A 14533-nucleotide genomic window follows, 5' to 3' on the forward strand; every position below is an offset into this window, starting at 1 on the left:
CAATCGACGATGTCACAGTAGAACATGATTCTACTTTTGACCATCTTGAGGTTCTGATATTCGCTGTGTACTCTTCTCGTCACTACAAGTGTGAGATTTCGGTCACATCTTAGGGGGAGCCCTTGGTCACCGCTAGCAAGTCGCTGAACGCTTTATGCGTCCCGGCTTGAAGCCTCGGCTGCTCGCCGGGTTGGTCGCGGTGCTCGGCGTGGCCGGGGTCGTCGCGCTGGCGATCGCGATGTTCAACGGCGCCTTCACCGCCACGGTGCCGCTCACGGTGCTCACCGACCGGGCCGGTCTGCTGATGGATCCCGGTGCGCGGGTCAAGCTGAACGGGGCTCAGATCGGCACGGTCTCGGAGATCACCGAGCGGCCGGACGGCCGCGCCGCTTTGACGCTCGCGATCGATCCGGCCCGGATGGGCCTGCTGCCCGACAACGTCGATGTCGAGATCGGCGCCAACACCGTGTTCGGCGCCAAATCGGTCGAGTTCGTTCCCCCGCGGAATCCGTCGCTGGTACCGCTGCGCGCGGGACAGGTGCTCGATTCCGAGCGCGTGACCGTAGAGGTGAACACGATCTTCGAGGATCTCAACGCCGTTCTGCAGCACGTGGATCCGACCAAGCTCAACGAAACTCTCGGCGCGATGTCGACAGCGCTGAGCGGCCGCGGTGAAACGTTCGGCCGCTCGCTCAGCGACTTCAACGCCTTTCTCGCCAAGATCGAGCCGAGCCTACCCGCGCTGAGCCGCGAACTGCAGGCGTTCCCCGATGTCGCCACCGCCTACGCCGATGCCGCACCCGATCTGATGTCGATTGTCAACAACGCCAGTCGGATCAGCCGCTCGCTGGTGGACCAGCACTCGGCTCTCGACCGGTTTCTGGTGTCCAGCATCGGGTTGGCCGATATCGGCGACGACGTCATCGGCGGCAATCGAGAAGCGCTCACCGAACTGATGCGGCTGATGGTGCCCACCACCGACTTGACCAACGAGTACCACGAGGCCCTCACCTGTTCGCTGACGGGCGTCATCGCGTTCGCGCTCAAGCCGCCCGCGCCGGTGCCCGGCGTGAACGACCTCGGTGCCCTGACGTTGGGGCTGGAGCGCTACCGCTATCCGCAGGACCTGCCGAAGGTCGCCGCGACCGGTGGACCGCAATGCGAGGGGCAGCTGCCGCTGAAGTTCAACACGTATCCGCCCAAGGTCGTCGCCGACGTCGGCACCGACCCGACCCGGTACGGCAACCAGGGCCTGTTGCTGAACTCCGATGGCCTCAAGCAATGGTTGTTCGGCCCGATCGACGGTCCGCCGCGCAACACCGCACAGTGGGGTCAGCCCGGATGAGCCTGACGCGGACCATCCTCAAGTTCGGCGCCTTCGCGGCGGTCATGACGGTTCTGACCGCGAGCCTGTTCCTGATCTTCGGCGAGTTCCGAAGCGGTTCCACCCGAAGCTATTCGGCGGTCTTCGCCGATGTCTCGAGCCTGGAGCCGGGTGATTCGGTGCGGGTGGCCGGGGTCCGGGTCGGCACCGTCGGCACCGTGACGTTGCAGCCCGACAACACGGTGGTGGTCGGGTTCGACGCCGACGAGGGCGTGGTGCTCACCAGCGGCACCCGCGCTGCGGTGCGCTACCTGAACCTCGTCGGCGACCGCTACATGGAACTCGTCGACGGCCCGGGATCCACCCAGGTGTTGCCGAGCGGGACCGAGATACCGGCCGAGCGCACCCAGCCGGCGCTGGACCTCGATCTGCTGCTCGGCGGGCTCAAACCGGTGATCCGGGGACTGAATCCCGACGACGTCAACGCGCTCACCAACGCGTTGGTGCAGATCTTCCAAGGCCAGGGCGGTGCCTTGCAGTCGTTGCTGAGCCGGACCTCGTCCTTCTCGAACACATTGGCCGACAACAACATCGCGCTGGAAAGCCTCGTCGACAACCTCGAAGCGGTGCTGGGAACCCTCGGCGCGGAAGGTGAGCGGTTCTCGGGCGCGCTGGATCGGTTCGAACGGCTGACCTCGGAGTTGGCGGCCGACCGCAACACGATCGGCGAGGCCGTCAGCGCGCTCAGCGCCGGTACGGCGTCGGTCACACAGCTGCTGTCCGAGGCCCGTCCCCCGCTGGCAGGCACCGTCGACGAACTTCACCGGCTGGCCCCGCTGCTGGAGAAGGACAAGGACCTCATCGAGGTGTCGCTGCAACGCGCCCCCGAGAACTACCGCAAGCTGGCGAGGGTCGGCTCCTACGGCAGCTTCGTGAACTACTACCTGTGCGGTATCACCGTGCGTGTCACCGATCTTGAAGGCCGCACCGCTGTCTTCCCGTGGATCAAGCAACGAGACGGAAGGTGTGCCGAACCGGATGCTTAAGTACCGCGGCGCCAACCTGAAACGGGCGGGCTTCATCGGGGTCGTGCTCATGGTGTTGGTCGTCGCCGTCGGGCTGCAACCCGAACGGCTGCTGTCGTGGGCCACCGCGATCAGGTATCACGCCGAGTTCGCCGAGGCCGGCGGGCTGAGCCCCGGCAACGAGGTCAAGGTCTCCGGCGTAAAGGTGGGCACCGTCACCGACGTCGCACTCGGCCGAAACGGCGCCGTCGTCACCTTCGTCGTCAAAGACACTGTGCGCCTGGGGGATCAGACCACCGCGCACATCAGGACCGGAACGCTGCTGGGTGCGCGGATCCTCACGCTGGAACCCGACGGCCGCACCGCAATGAAGCCCGGCGACATGATCCCGCTGTCCCGGACCGGCTCGCCCTATTCGCTCAACGAGGCGGTCAACGACCTGACCACCAACGTCGCCGCGACGGACACCGCCACGCTGAACCACTCGCTCGACACGCTGTCGGCCACCCTCGACCAGATCGCCCCGACACTGGGACCCACCTTCGACGGGCTCACCCGGCTGTCGCGGTCATTGAACAGCCGCAGCGAAACGCTGGGCAGGCTTTTGCAGAACGCCGCCGCGGTCACGGATGTGCTCGCCCAGCGCAGCCACCAGTTGAACACGTTGATACTCAACGCCAACGACCTGCTCGCGGTGCTGGTCGAACGCAGGCAGGCGATCAGCGAACTGCTCGCCAACACCAGCGCGGTCGCTAGGCACTTGACGGGCCTGGTCAAAGACAACGAAGCCGAACTGGCCCCGACACTTGATCGGCTCAACGCGGTGACCGCGATGCTGGAGAAGAACCGCGACAGCCTCTCGGCGGCGCTGCCGGGGCTGAAGAAGTTCGAGATCACCACCAGCGAGGCGGTGTCCAGCGGCCCCTACTACAGCGCCTACGTGCCCAACCTCATACCTCCCGAGCTGCTGCAGCCGTTCTTCGACTACGCGTTCGGCTTCCGGGCCAACGATCCGCACATGCCGCGCGCACTGTTTCCGTGGCCGCGCAACGGAATTCCGGGAGGTTAGCGATGACGCGGTCGAAGGTTGTCCTGCTCGCGGCGCTGATCGTCATGTTGGTCGCGGGCACCGCGCTGGTGGTGCACCAGACGTATTTCGCACCGAAGATCATCACGGCCTACTTCTCCTCGGCCACCGGGTTGTATCCGGGCGACGACGTCCGCATCGTCGGGGTCAAGGTCGGCCGGATCCGGTCCATCACCCCGCAGCCCGACCGGGCCGAGGTCACCATCGAGGTGGATCACGACGTGCGGGTCCCCGCCGACGCCAAAGCCGTCATCGTCGCGCAGAACCTGGTCGCCGCGAGGTACGTGCAACTGGCGCCGCTGTACCGCGAGGGGGAGCCGCAGCTGCCCGACGGCGCGGTCATCGACCAGTCGCGCACCGCGGTTCCGGTCGAATGGGACGAGGTCAAGGAGCAACTGTCCAGGCTGGCAACCGAACTCGGACCGGACAGCACCCTGTCGAGCAGTTCGGTGGGCCGGTTCATCGAGGCCACCGCCGACGCCATGGACGGCAACGGCGCCAAGCTGCGGGAGACCTTCGCGGTGCTTTCGAAGCTCGCGCGCACCCTGTCCGACGGCAGCGGCGACATCGTGGCCACCATCGAGAACCTGCAGACCTTCGTCACCGCGCTACGCGACAGCAGCGACGACATCGTGCTGTTCGGGGACCGGCTGGCCACGTTCAGCACCGTGATGGCCGACAGCAGAAGCGATCTGGAGGCCGCGATCGCGGAGTTGGGCGTGGCGGTCGGCGAGATCAAGCGCTTCATCGCGGGCACCAGGGACAAGACCGCCGATCAGGTGCAACGCCTCGCCAACGTCACCCAGGTGCTGGTCGACCATCGGTCCGACGTGGAAAACATCCTGCACGTCGCCCCTACGGCGTTCGCGAACTCCTACCACATCCTCAACCCGAACGTTCCCGGTGCGCTCGGCACGTTCGTGCTCACCAACTTCTCCAACCCGGTCGCGTTTCTGTGCGGCGCGATCGGCGGCATCGCCAACGTCACCGCGCCCGAGACCGGCAAGCTGTGCGCCCAATACCTCGGGCCCGCGCTGCGGTTGCTCAACTTCAACATCCTGCCGCAGCCGCCGATCAACCCGTTCCTGATGCCGTCCTACACCCCGGACAAGGTGGCCTACGCCGATCCCGCGCTCGCGCCCGGCGGGGGCGGCGGCGCCGATCCGCCGGAGCCACCGCCGGCGGTGTCGGCCTACACCGGGGCGGGCGTCGTGGCGCCGCCCCCGGGTTTCCTGCCGCCGCAGGCCCCGCCCTCGCTGCAGGACGTGCTGTTGCCTGCCGAAGTTCCGGGAGGGTCACCGCCATCGTGAACATGCGTGCCTTACGTCGAAGCGCCGCGGCCGGGATCTGCGCCGCGGTGACGCTCACCTCGTGCGGGTTCGGCGGGGTGAACACGCTTCCGCTTCCCGGTGCGGTGGCCAGCGGACCCGGCAACGACGTCTATCACGTGCAGATCGCCAACGTCGGGACGCTGGAGTCGAATTCGCCGGTGATGATCGACGACGTGGTGGTGGGCAGTGTCGGGGCCATCGACGTCGTCGACTGGCATGCCGAGGTCGAGGTGCGGGTGAAGCCCGACACCGTGGTCCCCGCCAACGCCGTCGCCGCCGTCGGGCAGACCAGCCTGCTGGGCTCGATGCACGTCGCGCTCGATCCGCCGATCGGCGAATCACCCACCGGCCGACTGCAGCCGGGTTCGACGATCACGCTGGATCGGTCGTCGACGTACCCGTCCACGGAGCAGACGCTGTCGTCGTTGTCGGTGGTCGTGAACGCCGGCGGGCTCGGCCAGGTCGGTGATTTCGTTCACAGCACCGCCGCCGCGCTGTCCGGCCGAGAGGCTGACGTACGCGATCTCATCGACCGGCTCGACACGTTCGTGGGAACCGTTGACGAGCAACGGGATCGATTCGCCGCATCCGTCGAGGCGCTGGATCGACTCACCGCTGTCCTGGCGGCGCAGCGTTCCGACATCACCGACGCGCTGCACACCGTACCGCCGGCGCTTGACGTCCTATTGCAGGAACGTGCGCAGTTCGTCACCGCGATGCAGAAGCTGGGCGAGTTCAGCGACACCGCAACCGAACTGGTCAACTCCACCCAGGACGACCTCGTGCGCAACCTGACCAATCTCGAGCCGACGCTGAAGGCGCTCGCCGACGTCGGCCCGTACCTCGGCACGGTGGTGGCCTACCTGCCGACCTACCCGTTCTCGCAGAACTTCATCGACCGTGCCATCCGCGGCGACTACATCAACATCTTCGCGGCCATGGACCTGACCGTGCCGCGGCTCAAGCGCTCGTTGTTCCTGGGTACCCGATGGGGCGACCCGAACGCCGACTTCGTTCCCGCACCGGGCGATCCGGTACACCTCAATTACACCTACGAACCGCTCAATGTGGGTGTGACTCCGCCCGTGCCGGTGGACACACCCCTTCCGAATGCCGCCCCGGAGCCCGCTGCGCCATCGGCGCTTCCGGCCGCACCGCAGGCGCCGCCGCCGACATCCACGATCTTCGCCGGGCCGTACCCCGCCGGAGCGAGCTGATGCTCAGCCGGATCGTCCGCACCCAGCTCATCGTGTTCACCGTCGCGTCGGTGATCGCGATGACGGTGATGGTGTTCGGCTATCTGCAGGTGCCGACGTGGTTGGGCATCGGGCACATCACGGTGACCGTGCAACTGGAGGGCACCGGCGGGTTGTACCGGTTCGGCAACGTCACCTACCGCGGCGTGCAGATCGGCAAGGTGTCAAGCGTCGAGCCGACCGCCTCGGGCGCCACCGCGACCCTCTCACTCACGGATTCGCCGCGCATCCCCGCCGACGTCGAGGCCCACGTCCGCAGCGTGTCGGCCGTCGGCGAGCAGTACGTCGACCTGGTTCCCCGCGCTGGCGGGCCCCCGTTCCTGGAGAACGGCGCGGTCATCGAAAGGCGGGACACCACGATCCCGCTCAAAGTGGGCCCGGTGCTCGACGAGCTGAGCGCGATGGTCAAGAGCGTGCCGAAGCAGAAGCTGTCCGATCTGCTCGACGAGTCATTCCTCGCGTTCGACGGGGCCGGCTACGACGTCGGTTCGCTGCTGGACTCGGGAGCGCGCATCGCCGCCGACGCCAACGCCACCGCAGATCGCACCCGGATCCTCGTCGACGACAGCGAGCCGCTGCTCGACTCGCAGGCGCAAAGCACTGAGGCACTGCGAATCTGGGCGCGCAGCCTCAGCGCGGTCACCGGCCAGCTCGTCGACAGCGATCCGGAGATCCGCACCGTGCTCAACACCGGTCCCGGCGCCGCCGACGAGATCGCACGCCTGCTCGAGCAGGTGAAGCCGACGCTTCCGGTGCTGTTGGCCAACCTGACCACGGTCGGCGAGGTCGGGGTCACGTACAACCCGTCGCTGGAACAACTGCTGGTGCTGCTGCCGCCGTACGTCGCCGGGTTCGGTTCGCTCTCACAGTTGAACAACCCGGTGGGCCTGTCGCTGGGCGGCTTCTCGTTGATGAACGGTGATCCGCCGCCGTGCACGGTGGGTTTTCTGCCGCCGTCGCAGTGGCGTTCACCCGACGACGAGACGGTGATCGACACGCCCGACGGTCTGTACTGCAAGCTGCCGCAGGATTCACCAATCGCCGTGCGCGGGGTGCGCAACAACCCGTGCATGGGCAAGCCGGGGAAACGGGCGCCGACGGTGGAGATCTGCAACAGCGACGAACCGTACAAGCCGTTGGCGATGCGCCAGCATGTGTTGGGGCCGTACCCGTTCGATCCCAACCTGGTGTCGCAGGGTGTGCTCCCCGATGACCGGGTGCTGCCCGACAGCAACACCTTCGCTCCGATCGAAGGCACGCCGCCGCCGCCACCTCCGAATGCCGCCGCCGTCCCTTACGACCCCCGCACCGGGCGCTACATCGGTAGCGACGGGCAGGTCTATGAGCAGACCGACCTGAACAGGCAGCCCGCGACGTGGCAGGATCTGTTTCCGCGCTGACTCGTCACAGCGGTTCCGACGAGTACGCCACCACACCGCCGAAGTGCGGTGCGGCCTGGCACGCCAACGCGATCGACGCGTCACGTTGCCGCTCACCGGCGCGCCGCGACAGCTGCAGGTAGCACTCCAGCATCTGCGGCACACCGTGCATGCGCCCGTTGCCGAGCGCACCACCCCCCGACAGTGCGGGCACCGCGCCGGGACGGTCGGCGTCGATGCCGCCCGCCTCGACGAAGCGGTGGGCCTCGCCGACCGGGCAGATGCCGAGTACCTCCAGCCAGAACCACACCAGGGGTGAGAACCCGTCGTAAACCTGGGGCAGGTCAACGTCTTTGATGCTCAGACCGGTGCCGCGCCACAACCGGGCCGCGGTGTGCGCTCCGCCGTCGAGGATGTCGTCCAGCGGCCAGTGCATGGGCAGCCGGCGCGGCGGCGGGGCGCTGCTGGCGTAGCCCGCGACATACACCGGTGGGTGCGGCAGATCCCGCGCCCGCTCGGCGGTGGTGAGGACGAACGCGGCGACGCCGTCGACCGGGATGTCGCAGTCCAGCCGACACACCGGGTCGACCAACTGTGGTTCGGCGAGGTACTCCGTCGTGGTCAACGGCCTGCCGCGCCAATACGACCAGGGCAGCCGCGCGCCGTTCTTGCGGGCTTCGGTCACCACCGCGGCCATCGACTCCCGGCGCGCGCCGAACCGCAGCAGATACTCGTTGTAGGGCAGCGCGATCATCGCCAGCGGGCCGAAAAGCCCTTGCGGCGCCGACCATTGCGCGGCTCCCCGGATGTCCCGCATCGGGTTGCCGTGGTAGCTGCCCGCCGGGTTGTGCAGCGCGCGGTGCACCACGACATAGTCCGCGGCACCGCTGATCAACGCATTGACCGCCATCCCCACCGAGCCGCTGAGCTGGCCGATGCCGTCGAACCCGGCGACGTAGGCCGGCGTCGCGCCGAGGCTGCGCGCCAGCCAGGTCGGGGAGACGATCGTCACGCCGTCGACAAGCTGATGTCCGCCGGCGCTGGGCAACATGGCAGAGCCCACGAAGCCGTCCACCACCTGCAGGCTCAGCCCGGCGTCGGCGATGGCGGCGCGTGCGGTGTCCACCGCCACCGCACCCAGCGCACGTTTCGCGCGGCGTTCGATCGTGCTGTGCGCATAGCCGACGACGGCGACCCGGCTACGCATGGAAACGCTCATCGGGCCAACTCGAAAGCGGGAACGGCGATTTCGTCGGAAAGGTCCTCGAACGCCACCCGTACCGGCGCACCGAGGTGTAGGTCCGCATCGACGCCGTCGAGCAGGCGGCCGACGAGCCGCAGGCCCGATTGTTCGGCGAGTTCGACGTCGACGAGCACGAACGGCACGTCGAAGCCCGGCAGGAACGCCTGGCGCACCACCGTCCACGACCGCACCACCCCGCGACCGCTGACCGCGGTGAACTCGTAGCACGGATCGGTGGAGCCACACGCGGTGCACACGACGTCGGGCGGCGTCGTCAGCACCGCGCACCGCGCGCACCGGGCGACGGTCAGGACGTGTTGCGCGGCCGCCGCCCAGTACGGCGCCGACGTCTCGTCGGGCACCGGCAGCGGACGGTGCGATGTCACGGAATCACGCCCCGCTCGGCAAGCGCGCCGATGCGGTCCCAGTCATATCCCAGCTCCTCCAACACCGCCTCGGTGTGCTCGCCGTGTTCGGGCGCGCGCCGCAACGCAGGCGGATGCTCGTCGAATTGCACAGGGACGCTGGGCAACCGGTAGGTCGTGCCGTCGTCGGTGACCACATCGCCGATGTAGGAGTTGGCGGCCACCTGCGGGTCCTCGGCGACTTCGGCGATCGTCTGGATCGGCGCCCACGGCGCATCCAGGTTCGCCAGCACCTCCTTCCACTGCGCCAGCGTGCGTTCGGCGAAGATCGCGTCAAGTTCGGCGACGCAGGCGGCCGCGTTGACACGCCGGGCGGCGAGATCGACGAACCGCGGATCGCCTGCGAGTTCGGGCCGCCCGACGGTGCGGCAGAAGTCGGCCCAGTACCGGTCGCCCTGCAGGAACATCAGCTGGACATGCCTGCCGTCCTTGGTGCGGTAGGTGGCCGTCAGCGGGTTGACCATCGGGCCGCGACCCGAGACCGGCTGCGCCTCACCGCCGTTGAGGGTGGCCAGCAGATCCGAGGACAGCATCCACATCGCCGTCGCCAGCAGCGAGACGTCCACCACCGAACCCGTGCCGGTGCGGGTGCGCTTGAGCAGGGCCGCGGCGATGCCGAAGGCCAGCGCCATGGCGCCGTTGCGGTCACCCATGGCGCCGCGCTGGCTGATCGGGTAGTCGCGTTCGGTGGGGGTGAGCATGTGGCCGACCCCGCCGCGCGCCCAGAACGCCGAGCTGTCGTAACCGGGCTGGTCGGCGTCGGGCCCACGCACACCGAAGCCGTGCCCGCGGGCGTACACCAGGTGGGGGTGGCGTTCGCGCACCGCGTCCGCGCCCAGGCCCAAGCGGTCCAGCGCGCCGGGACGAAGGCTGGTGAGCAGCACGTCCGCCGACGCCAGCAGATCGTGCAGCACATCGAGGCCGCCAGGGTCACGCAGGTTGAGCGCGACGGACCGCTTGCCCCGATTCGCCAGCGCCATCGACAGATTGACGCCGCCGCGATCGGTACCGATGCCCTGGGTGGCCAGCCCGCGGTACGGGTCGCCGTCGAGCCGCTCGACCCTGATCACGTCGGCTCCCCAATCGGCGAGCAGGGCGCCGGCGACGGGCACGAAGACCCACTGGGCCAGTTCGACCACCCGGATCCCGTCAAATGCGCCACTCTGCGTCATCGCCCGCCTTTCGGCTACTTCAGGCAGCTGCCCGCGTCGATCGGAAGCGGGACGCCGGTGATGTAGCGGGACTCGTCGGATGCCAGAAACAGTACGGCGTTGCTGATGTCGACGGACTCGACCCACGGAATCGGCAGCATGTGAAACATCTGGCAGATCGGCTTGATGTCGTCGGGTCCCGGGTTGTCCAGGTCGGGCCGGAAAGCCTTGTAGGTGGACTCGTTCAGCAGCAGGTCGGTGCCCACATGGGTCGGATGCACGGAGTTGACGCGGATCGAAAACTGCCCCAGTTCGACCGCGAAGGTTCGCATCAGCCCGACGACGCCGTGCTTGGCGGTGACGTAATGGCCCACGTGCGGATAGGCTTTCAGGCCTCCCACCGAGCTCGTCAGGATCACCGATCCGCCCCGGCCGCCGGCCTTGATGTGCGGCACCGCAGCCTTGACCGATTTCCACACTCCGGACAGGTTGACGTCGAGCATCTGCTGCCAACGCGGTTCGTCCATCTCGTCGAGCATCGCGCCCGGCGTGCCGATTCCGGCGTTGGCGACGACGACGTCGAGTCGGCCGAGTTGTTCCACTGCGCCGTCGACCGCGGCTTTCAACGCGTCGAAGTCCCGCACGTCCACCTCCGCGGTCACCACCCGCCGGTCGAGCGCCTTGACCAGGTCGGCGGTTTCGGCGAGGTCGGCGGGTGAGGCGCCCGGTTCCGGCGTGCCCTCGATGTGGCGGCAGACGTCGACGGCGATGATGTCGGCGCCCTCCTGAGCCAGCCTGACCGCGTGACTGCGACCCTGGCCCTTCGCCGCGCCGGTGATGAGGGCCACCTTGCCCGCTACCCGTCCGGTCACTTCGCTCTCCTCACAGTGTGTGGGTACGTTGAACCTGCTGGCGCACAAGGTATTTCTGAACCTTGCCGCTGGCCGTGCGGGGGAAGTCGTCGGCCTGATGCAGCTCTTCGGGCCATTTCTGCCGCGCCACCCCCGCGGCGTCGAAGTGGGCCCGCACCTGCTCGCGGTTCGGCATCGCCTCCCCCGGCCTGACCCTGAGCACGGCGACGACCCGCTCACCGAACCGTTGATCGGGTGCCGCCACCACGACGGCCTCGGCCACCTGCGGCATCGTCAGCAGCACCTCCTCCACCTCGATGGCGGAGACGTTCTCGCCGCCGCGGATGATGACGTCGGCCTTGCGGTCGGTGATGGTCAGATAGCCGTCCTCGTCGAGCACCCCGATGTCGCCGGTGTGATACCAGCCGTCGTCGTCGAACGCGCGCCTGGTGAGCTCGTTGTCGAGGTAGCCCAGGCACAGATCCGGCCCGCGGGAAAGGATCTCGCCGTCGGAAGCGATCCGGATCTCCACCCCCGGCCGCGCGTTTCCGTCGGTGTACAGCCGCTTGTCCAGTGCCGCGTCGGGTCGCGAACCGGTGATCGACGGATGCTCGGTGCTTCCGTAGGACCGGGTGACCACCAGACCCAGGTCGGTCAACCGGCGGGTGACCGCCGCAGGCACGGCCGAGCCCCCGAGGCCCAGGTAGGGCATGTACTGCAGGTGTTCGTCGGTGAACTCGGGATGGTCCAGCAGGCTGGTGATGAAATACGTTGGGCCACCGCCGAAGCCGACTCCGTCGTTCTTCATCAACGCGAGCACCGCCGCGGGGTCCCACGCGTCGGACAGATGCACCGGCACGCCTTCCAGCACCGGGCACAGCAGCCCGCCGAGCATGCCGATGAAGTGCCCGACCGGCAGCGCCATCAGGTTGCCCGCCGGGTTGTGCACGTGGTTGGCGGCGAGCTGGCGGATCTCGCATCCCAGGGTCTGGTGGCTGTGCACAACGCCTTTGGGGTCGCGGGTGGTGCCCGAGGTGAACGCGATCAGGGCCGGCCCCGACGGATCGGTCTCCGCGACGCCCGCCATCGGCTGGGCGGCGAGCAGGCCCTCGAAGTTGTCCTGCCCGCGCGAACCCACCACGCCGACGACCGGCACGTCGCCGCACAGGTCGGGGTGGTACTTCATCCGCCCGAACTCGGTGGCGGTGATGAACACTCGGGGCCGCGCGGTACCGAGAATATGGCCGAGTTCCTTGCGGCCGTAGAAGTGCACGATCGGCACGACGACCGCGCCAAGCAGCGCCGAGGCCCAGAATGTCGCGGCCGCTTCCATCCAGTTCGGCAGCTGGAACGCCACCACGTCGCCCGGCCCGACGCCGCGGGCCCGCAACCCGGCCGCCAACCGACGAGCCACCTGTTCGACGTCGCCGTAGGTGCCCGCGTACGGCCGCTCGGTGGAGTGGACGCGAAACACCATGTCCCGCCGGGACTGCAGGGCCGCGCACAGCAGGTCTCCGAGGGTGTCCGAGGTCCACCAGCCCTCGGACTCATAGCGCGTCCGCAGCGCGGCGGGGATGTCGCGACTGCAGATCACCGACTCTCCCTGTCCAGGTGGCAGATGGGCAGGTGTCACCATAGCAAGGCTCTCGCATTACGAGAGTCATATTCTACTTTTACATGGGAGTTATTGGACCCCACAGGGTCACGATCACGACAAACTAGGCTGGCCGCATGCGGATTTCGCTGGCGCAGATCCTCAGCGGCACCGAACCTTCGGCCAACCTGGGGTTGGTCGAGGACTACACCCGCCGCGCCGCCGACGAGGGCGCCCGGCTGGTGTTGTTTCCCGAGGCGACGATGTGCCGCTTCGGGGTGCCGCTCGCGCCCGTCGCGGAACCGCTCGACGGACCGTGGGCGTCGGGCGTGCGGGCCATCGCCGAGCGGGCCGGCGTCGTCGTCGTCGCGGGCATGTTCGTCCCGGCACCCGACGGGCGGGTGACCAACACGCTGATCGCGGCCGGCCCCAGCTCGGACGGTTACATCGACACGCACTACGACAAGATCTACCTCTACGACGCGTTCGGCTTCAAGGAATCCAAGAACGTCGCGCCGGGCCGTGAGCCGGTGACCATCGAGGTCGACGGCCTCACCGTCGGCCTCACCCTGTGCTACGACGTGCGATTCCCGGAGCTATACGTCGAATTGGCCCGCCGCGGAGCACAACTGTGCACCGTGCACGCCTCGTGGGGAAGCGGCGACGGCAAGCTCGCGCAGTGGACGCTGCTGGCCAGGGCCCGCGCGATCGACACCACCGGCTACGTCGCCGCCGTCGACCAGGCCTACCCCGGCGACGACATCGCGGCGGCCGGCCCCACCGGGGTGGGCGGCAGCCTGGTCGCCTCACCGACCGGCGAGGTGCTGGCCTCGGCGGGTCCCGACCCGCAGCTGCTGGTCACCGACATCGACCCGGTCGCCGCCGAGAAGGCCCGCCAGACCATCGCGGTGATGAGCAACCGCGCGGAGTTCCTCTCGACAGGTAAGGCAGAATCGCGGGGATGACTGAGCCAGGCCCACCGCCACCGGGACCAGCAGGCCCGCCCCCGCAAAGTGGCCCGCCCCCGCAGGGGCCGCCACCACCACCACCGGGACCACCGCCACCACCACCGGGACCGCCCCCGCCACCGGGGCCGCCAACTGAAGAGGACGCGTCGCTGCTGGGCAAGCTCACCAACCTGTTGCGCGATCCGCTGTCGATCGTGCTCGTGCTCGTCATCGTGCTGGCGCTGGCGTTCGCCGGCGTGCTCATCGGTGAGCTCTACGCGCGCAACCGGGCCAACACCGTGGTGGCCAGCGTCGTGGAATGCGTGGTGGAGGACCAGGCGAGCGCCTCATTCGGCGTCATGCCCCCGTTCCTGTGGCAGCACATGACCGGGCACTACACCAACATCCACATCGAGACCGCGGGCAACCAGGTCCGCGAGGCCAAGGGCATGAAGGTCACCCTGACGATCAACGACGTGCGCCTCGAGGACACCGCCACCTCGAGCGGTTCGGTCGGCTCGCTGGTCGCGAACATCACCTGGACGACCGAGGGCATCCGGCAGACGATCGCCGATTCGATCCCGCTCGTCGGCGCGTTCGTCAACGGCGTGACGACCAACCCGGCCGAGGGCACCATCGAGCTGGAGGGTGCGCTGGGCAGCATCAAGGCCAAACCCACGGTCGTCAACGACGGCATCTCGCTGCAGGTCACCCAACTGACCGGGCTGGGCTTCACGCTGCCTCGCGAGGCCGTGCAGCCGGCGCTGGACGCCTTCACCGCCCAGCTGACCGAGAACTACCCGATGGGCATCTCCGCCGACTCGGTCGAGGTCACCGATGCCGGTGTGGTGAGCCGGTTCTCGACGAAGAACGCGTCGATGCCGAAGGGCGAACAAGACCCCTGCTTCGCGCAGCTCTAG

The 14533-nt window shown here is 68.2% G+C and carries 13 protein-coding genes; 8 read left to right on the forward strand and 5 right to left on the reverse strand.

Features of this window, described 5'->3' with window-relative positions:
* Nucleotides 1-154 precede the first annotated feature (154 nt).
* From G6N28_RS08090 to G6N28_RS08115, 6 genes are read left to right on the forward strand one after another with little or no spacing between them, the layout of a single operon-like run.
* Nucleotides 155-1345 carry an MCE family protein gene (locus G6N28_RS08090; RefSeq protein ID WP_163899177.1) on the forward strand — a complete coding sequence of 397 codons (1191 nt, stop codon included), beginning with the start codon at nt 155-157 and terminating at the stop codon, nt 1343-1345.
* Complete coding sequence (locus G6N28_RS08095; protein WP_163899180.1) at nt 1342-2370, forward strand: MCE family protein; 1029 nt, start codon at nt 1342-1344, stop codon at nt 2368-2370. The genes G6N28_RS08090 and G6N28_RS08095 overlap by 4 nt, the downstream gene beginning before the upstream one ends.
* Nucleotides 2363-3418, forward strand: coding sequence for an MCE family protein (locus G6N28_RS08100; RefSeq protein WP_163899183.1), 1056 nt, complete (start codon nt 2363-2365; stop codon nt 3416-3418). The genes G6N28_RS08095 and G6N28_RS08100 overlap by 8 nt, the downstream gene beginning before the upstream one ends.
* 2 nt (nt 3419-3420) lie before the next feature.
* Nucleotides 3421-4746, forward strand: coding sequence for an MCE family protein (locus G6N28_RS08105; RefSeq protein WP_163899186.1), 1326 nt, complete (start codon nt 3421-3423; stop codon nt 4744-4746).
* Between the two features lie 2 nt (nt 4747-4748).
* Nucleotides 4749-5984: an MCE family protein gene (locus tag G6N28_RS08110; RefSeq protein ID WP_163905973.1), complete on the forward strand. Its 1236-nt coding sequence runs from the start codon at nt 4749-4751 to the stop codon at nt 5982-5984.
* The gene (locus tag G6N28_RS08115) at nt 5984-7423 is read left to right on the forward strand and encodes an MCE family protein (protein ID WP_163899188.1); all 1440 of its coding nucleotides are present in this window, start codon (nt 5984-5986) and stop codon (nt 7421-7423) included. The genes G6N28_RS08110 and G6N28_RS08115 overlap by 1 nt, the downstream gene beginning before the upstream one ends.
* 4 nt (nt 7424-7427) lie before the next feature.
* Here the strand turns inward: G6N28_RS08115 and G6N28_RS08120 are convergent, their stop codons facing one another.
* Genes G6N28_RS08120 through G6N28_RS08140 form a run of 5 tightly spaced genes read right to left on the reverse strand, consistent with a single transcriptional unit; the run spans nt 7428 to nt 12708 of the window.
* Complete coding sequence (locus G6N28_RS08120; RefSeq protein WP_163899192.1) at nt 7428-8621, reverse strand: thiolase family protein; 1194 nt, start codon at nt 8619-8621, stop codon at nt 7428-7430.
* The gene (locus tag G6N28_RS08125; protein ID WP_235674503.1) at nt 8618-9031 is read right to left on the reverse strand and encodes a Zn-ribbon domain-containing OB-fold protein; all 414 of its coding nucleotides are present in this window, start codon (nt 9029-9031) and stop codon (nt 8618-8620) included. The genes G6N28_RS08120 and G6N28_RS08125 overlap by 4 nt, the downstream gene beginning before the upstream one ends.
* Entirely contained in the window at nt 9028-10242 is a 1215-nt protein-coding gene (locus tag G6N28_RS08130) for a CaiB/BaiF CoA transferase family protein (protein WP_163899195.1), read from the reverse strand. Before G6N28_RS08130 ends, G6N28_RS08125 begins: the two co-directional genes overlap by 4 nt.
* 14 nt (nt 10243-10256) lie before the next feature.
* A complete protein-coding gene (locus G6N28_RS08135) occupies nt 10257-11093 on the reverse strand; it encodes a mycofactocin-coupled SDR family oxidoreductase (RefSeq protein WP_163899199.1) in 837 nt (278 codons plus the stop codon).
* A 10-nt stretch (nt 11094-11103) separates the two neighbouring features.
* On the reverse strand, nt 11104-12708 hold the full coding sequence (locus tag G6N28_RS08140) for an AMP-binding protein (protein WP_163899202.1): 1605 nt from the start codon (nt 12706-12708) through the stop codon (nt 11104-11106).
* 95 nt (nt 12709-12803) lie between these two features.
* Here G6N28_RS08140 and G6N28_RS08145 point away from each other — a divergent pair, with 95 nt between their 5' ends.
* Both G6N28_RS08145 and G6N28_RS08150 read left to right on the forward strand, forming a co-directional pair.
* On the forward strand, nt 12804-13631 hold the full coding sequence (locus G6N28_RS08145) for a carbon-nitrogen hydrolase family protein (protein WP_163899205.1): 828 nt from the start codon (nt 12804-12806) through the stop codon (nt 13629-13631).
* Nucleotides 13628-14533, forward strand: coding sequence for an LmeA family phospholipid-binding protein (locus G6N28_RS08150; RefSeq protein WP_163899208.1), 906 nt, complete (start codon nt 13628-13630; stop codon nt 14531-14533). Before G6N28_RS08145 ends, G6N28_RS08150 begins: the two co-directional genes overlap by 4 nt.

It is taken from the genome of Mycolicibacterium pulveris, from assembly GCF_010725725.1.
Taxonomy (GTDB): Bacteria; Actinomycetota; Actinomycetes; order Mycobacteriales; family Mycobacteriaceae; genus Mycobacterium; species Mycobacterium pulveris.

What these genes read in the sequence shown, in the direction of transcription:
- G6N28_RS08090 (WP_163899177.1), top strand. Translation starts at nt 155, where the DNA reads ATGCGTCCCGGCTTGAAGCCTCGGCTGCTCGCCGGGTTGGTCGCGGTG.
- G6N28_RS08095 (WP_163899180.1), top strand. Translation starts at nt 1,342, where the DNA reads ATGAGCCTGACGCGGACCATCCTCAAGTTCGGCGCCTTCGCGGCGGTC.
- G6N28_RS08100 (WP_163899183.1), top strand. Translation starts at nt 2,363, where the DNA reads ATGCTTAAGTACCGCGGCGCCAACCTGAAACGGGCGGGCTTCATCGGG.
- G6N28_RS08105 (WP_163899186.1), top strand. Translation starts at nt 3,421, where the DNA reads ATGACGCGGTCGAAGGTTGTCCTGCTCGCGGCGCTGATCGTCATGTTG.
- G6N28_RS08110 (WP_163905973.1), top strand. Translation starts at nt 4,749, where the DNA reads ATGCGTGCCTTACGTCGAAGCGCCGCGGCCGGGATCTGCGCCGCGGTG.
- G6N28_RS08115 (WP_163899188.1), top strand. Translation starts at nt 5,984, where the DNA reads ATGCTCAGCCGGATCGTCCGCACCCAGCTCATCGTGTTCACCGTCGCG.
- G6N28_RS08120 (WP_163899192.1), bottom strand. Translation starts at nt 8,621, where the DNA reads ATGAGCGTTTCCATGCGTAGCCGGGTCGCCGTCGTCGGCTATGCGCAC.
- G6N28_RS08130 (WP_163899195.1), bottom strand. Translation starts at nt 10,242, where the DNA reads ATGACGCAGAGTGGCGCATTTGACGGGATCCGGGTGGTCGAACTGGCC.
- G6N28_RS08140 (WP_163899202.1), bottom strand. Translation starts at nt 12,708, where the DNA reads ATGGTGACACCTGCCCATCTGCCACCTGGACAGGGAGAGTCGGTGATC.
- G6N28_RS08145 (WP_163899205.1), top strand. Translation starts at nt 12,804, where the DNA reads ATGCGGATTTCGCTGGCGCAGATCCTCAGCGGCACCGAACCTTCGGCC.
- G6N28_RS08150 (WP_163899208.1), top strand. Translation starts at nt 13,628, where the DNA reads ATGACTGAGCCAGGCCCACCGCCACCGGGACCAGCAGGCCCGCCCCCG.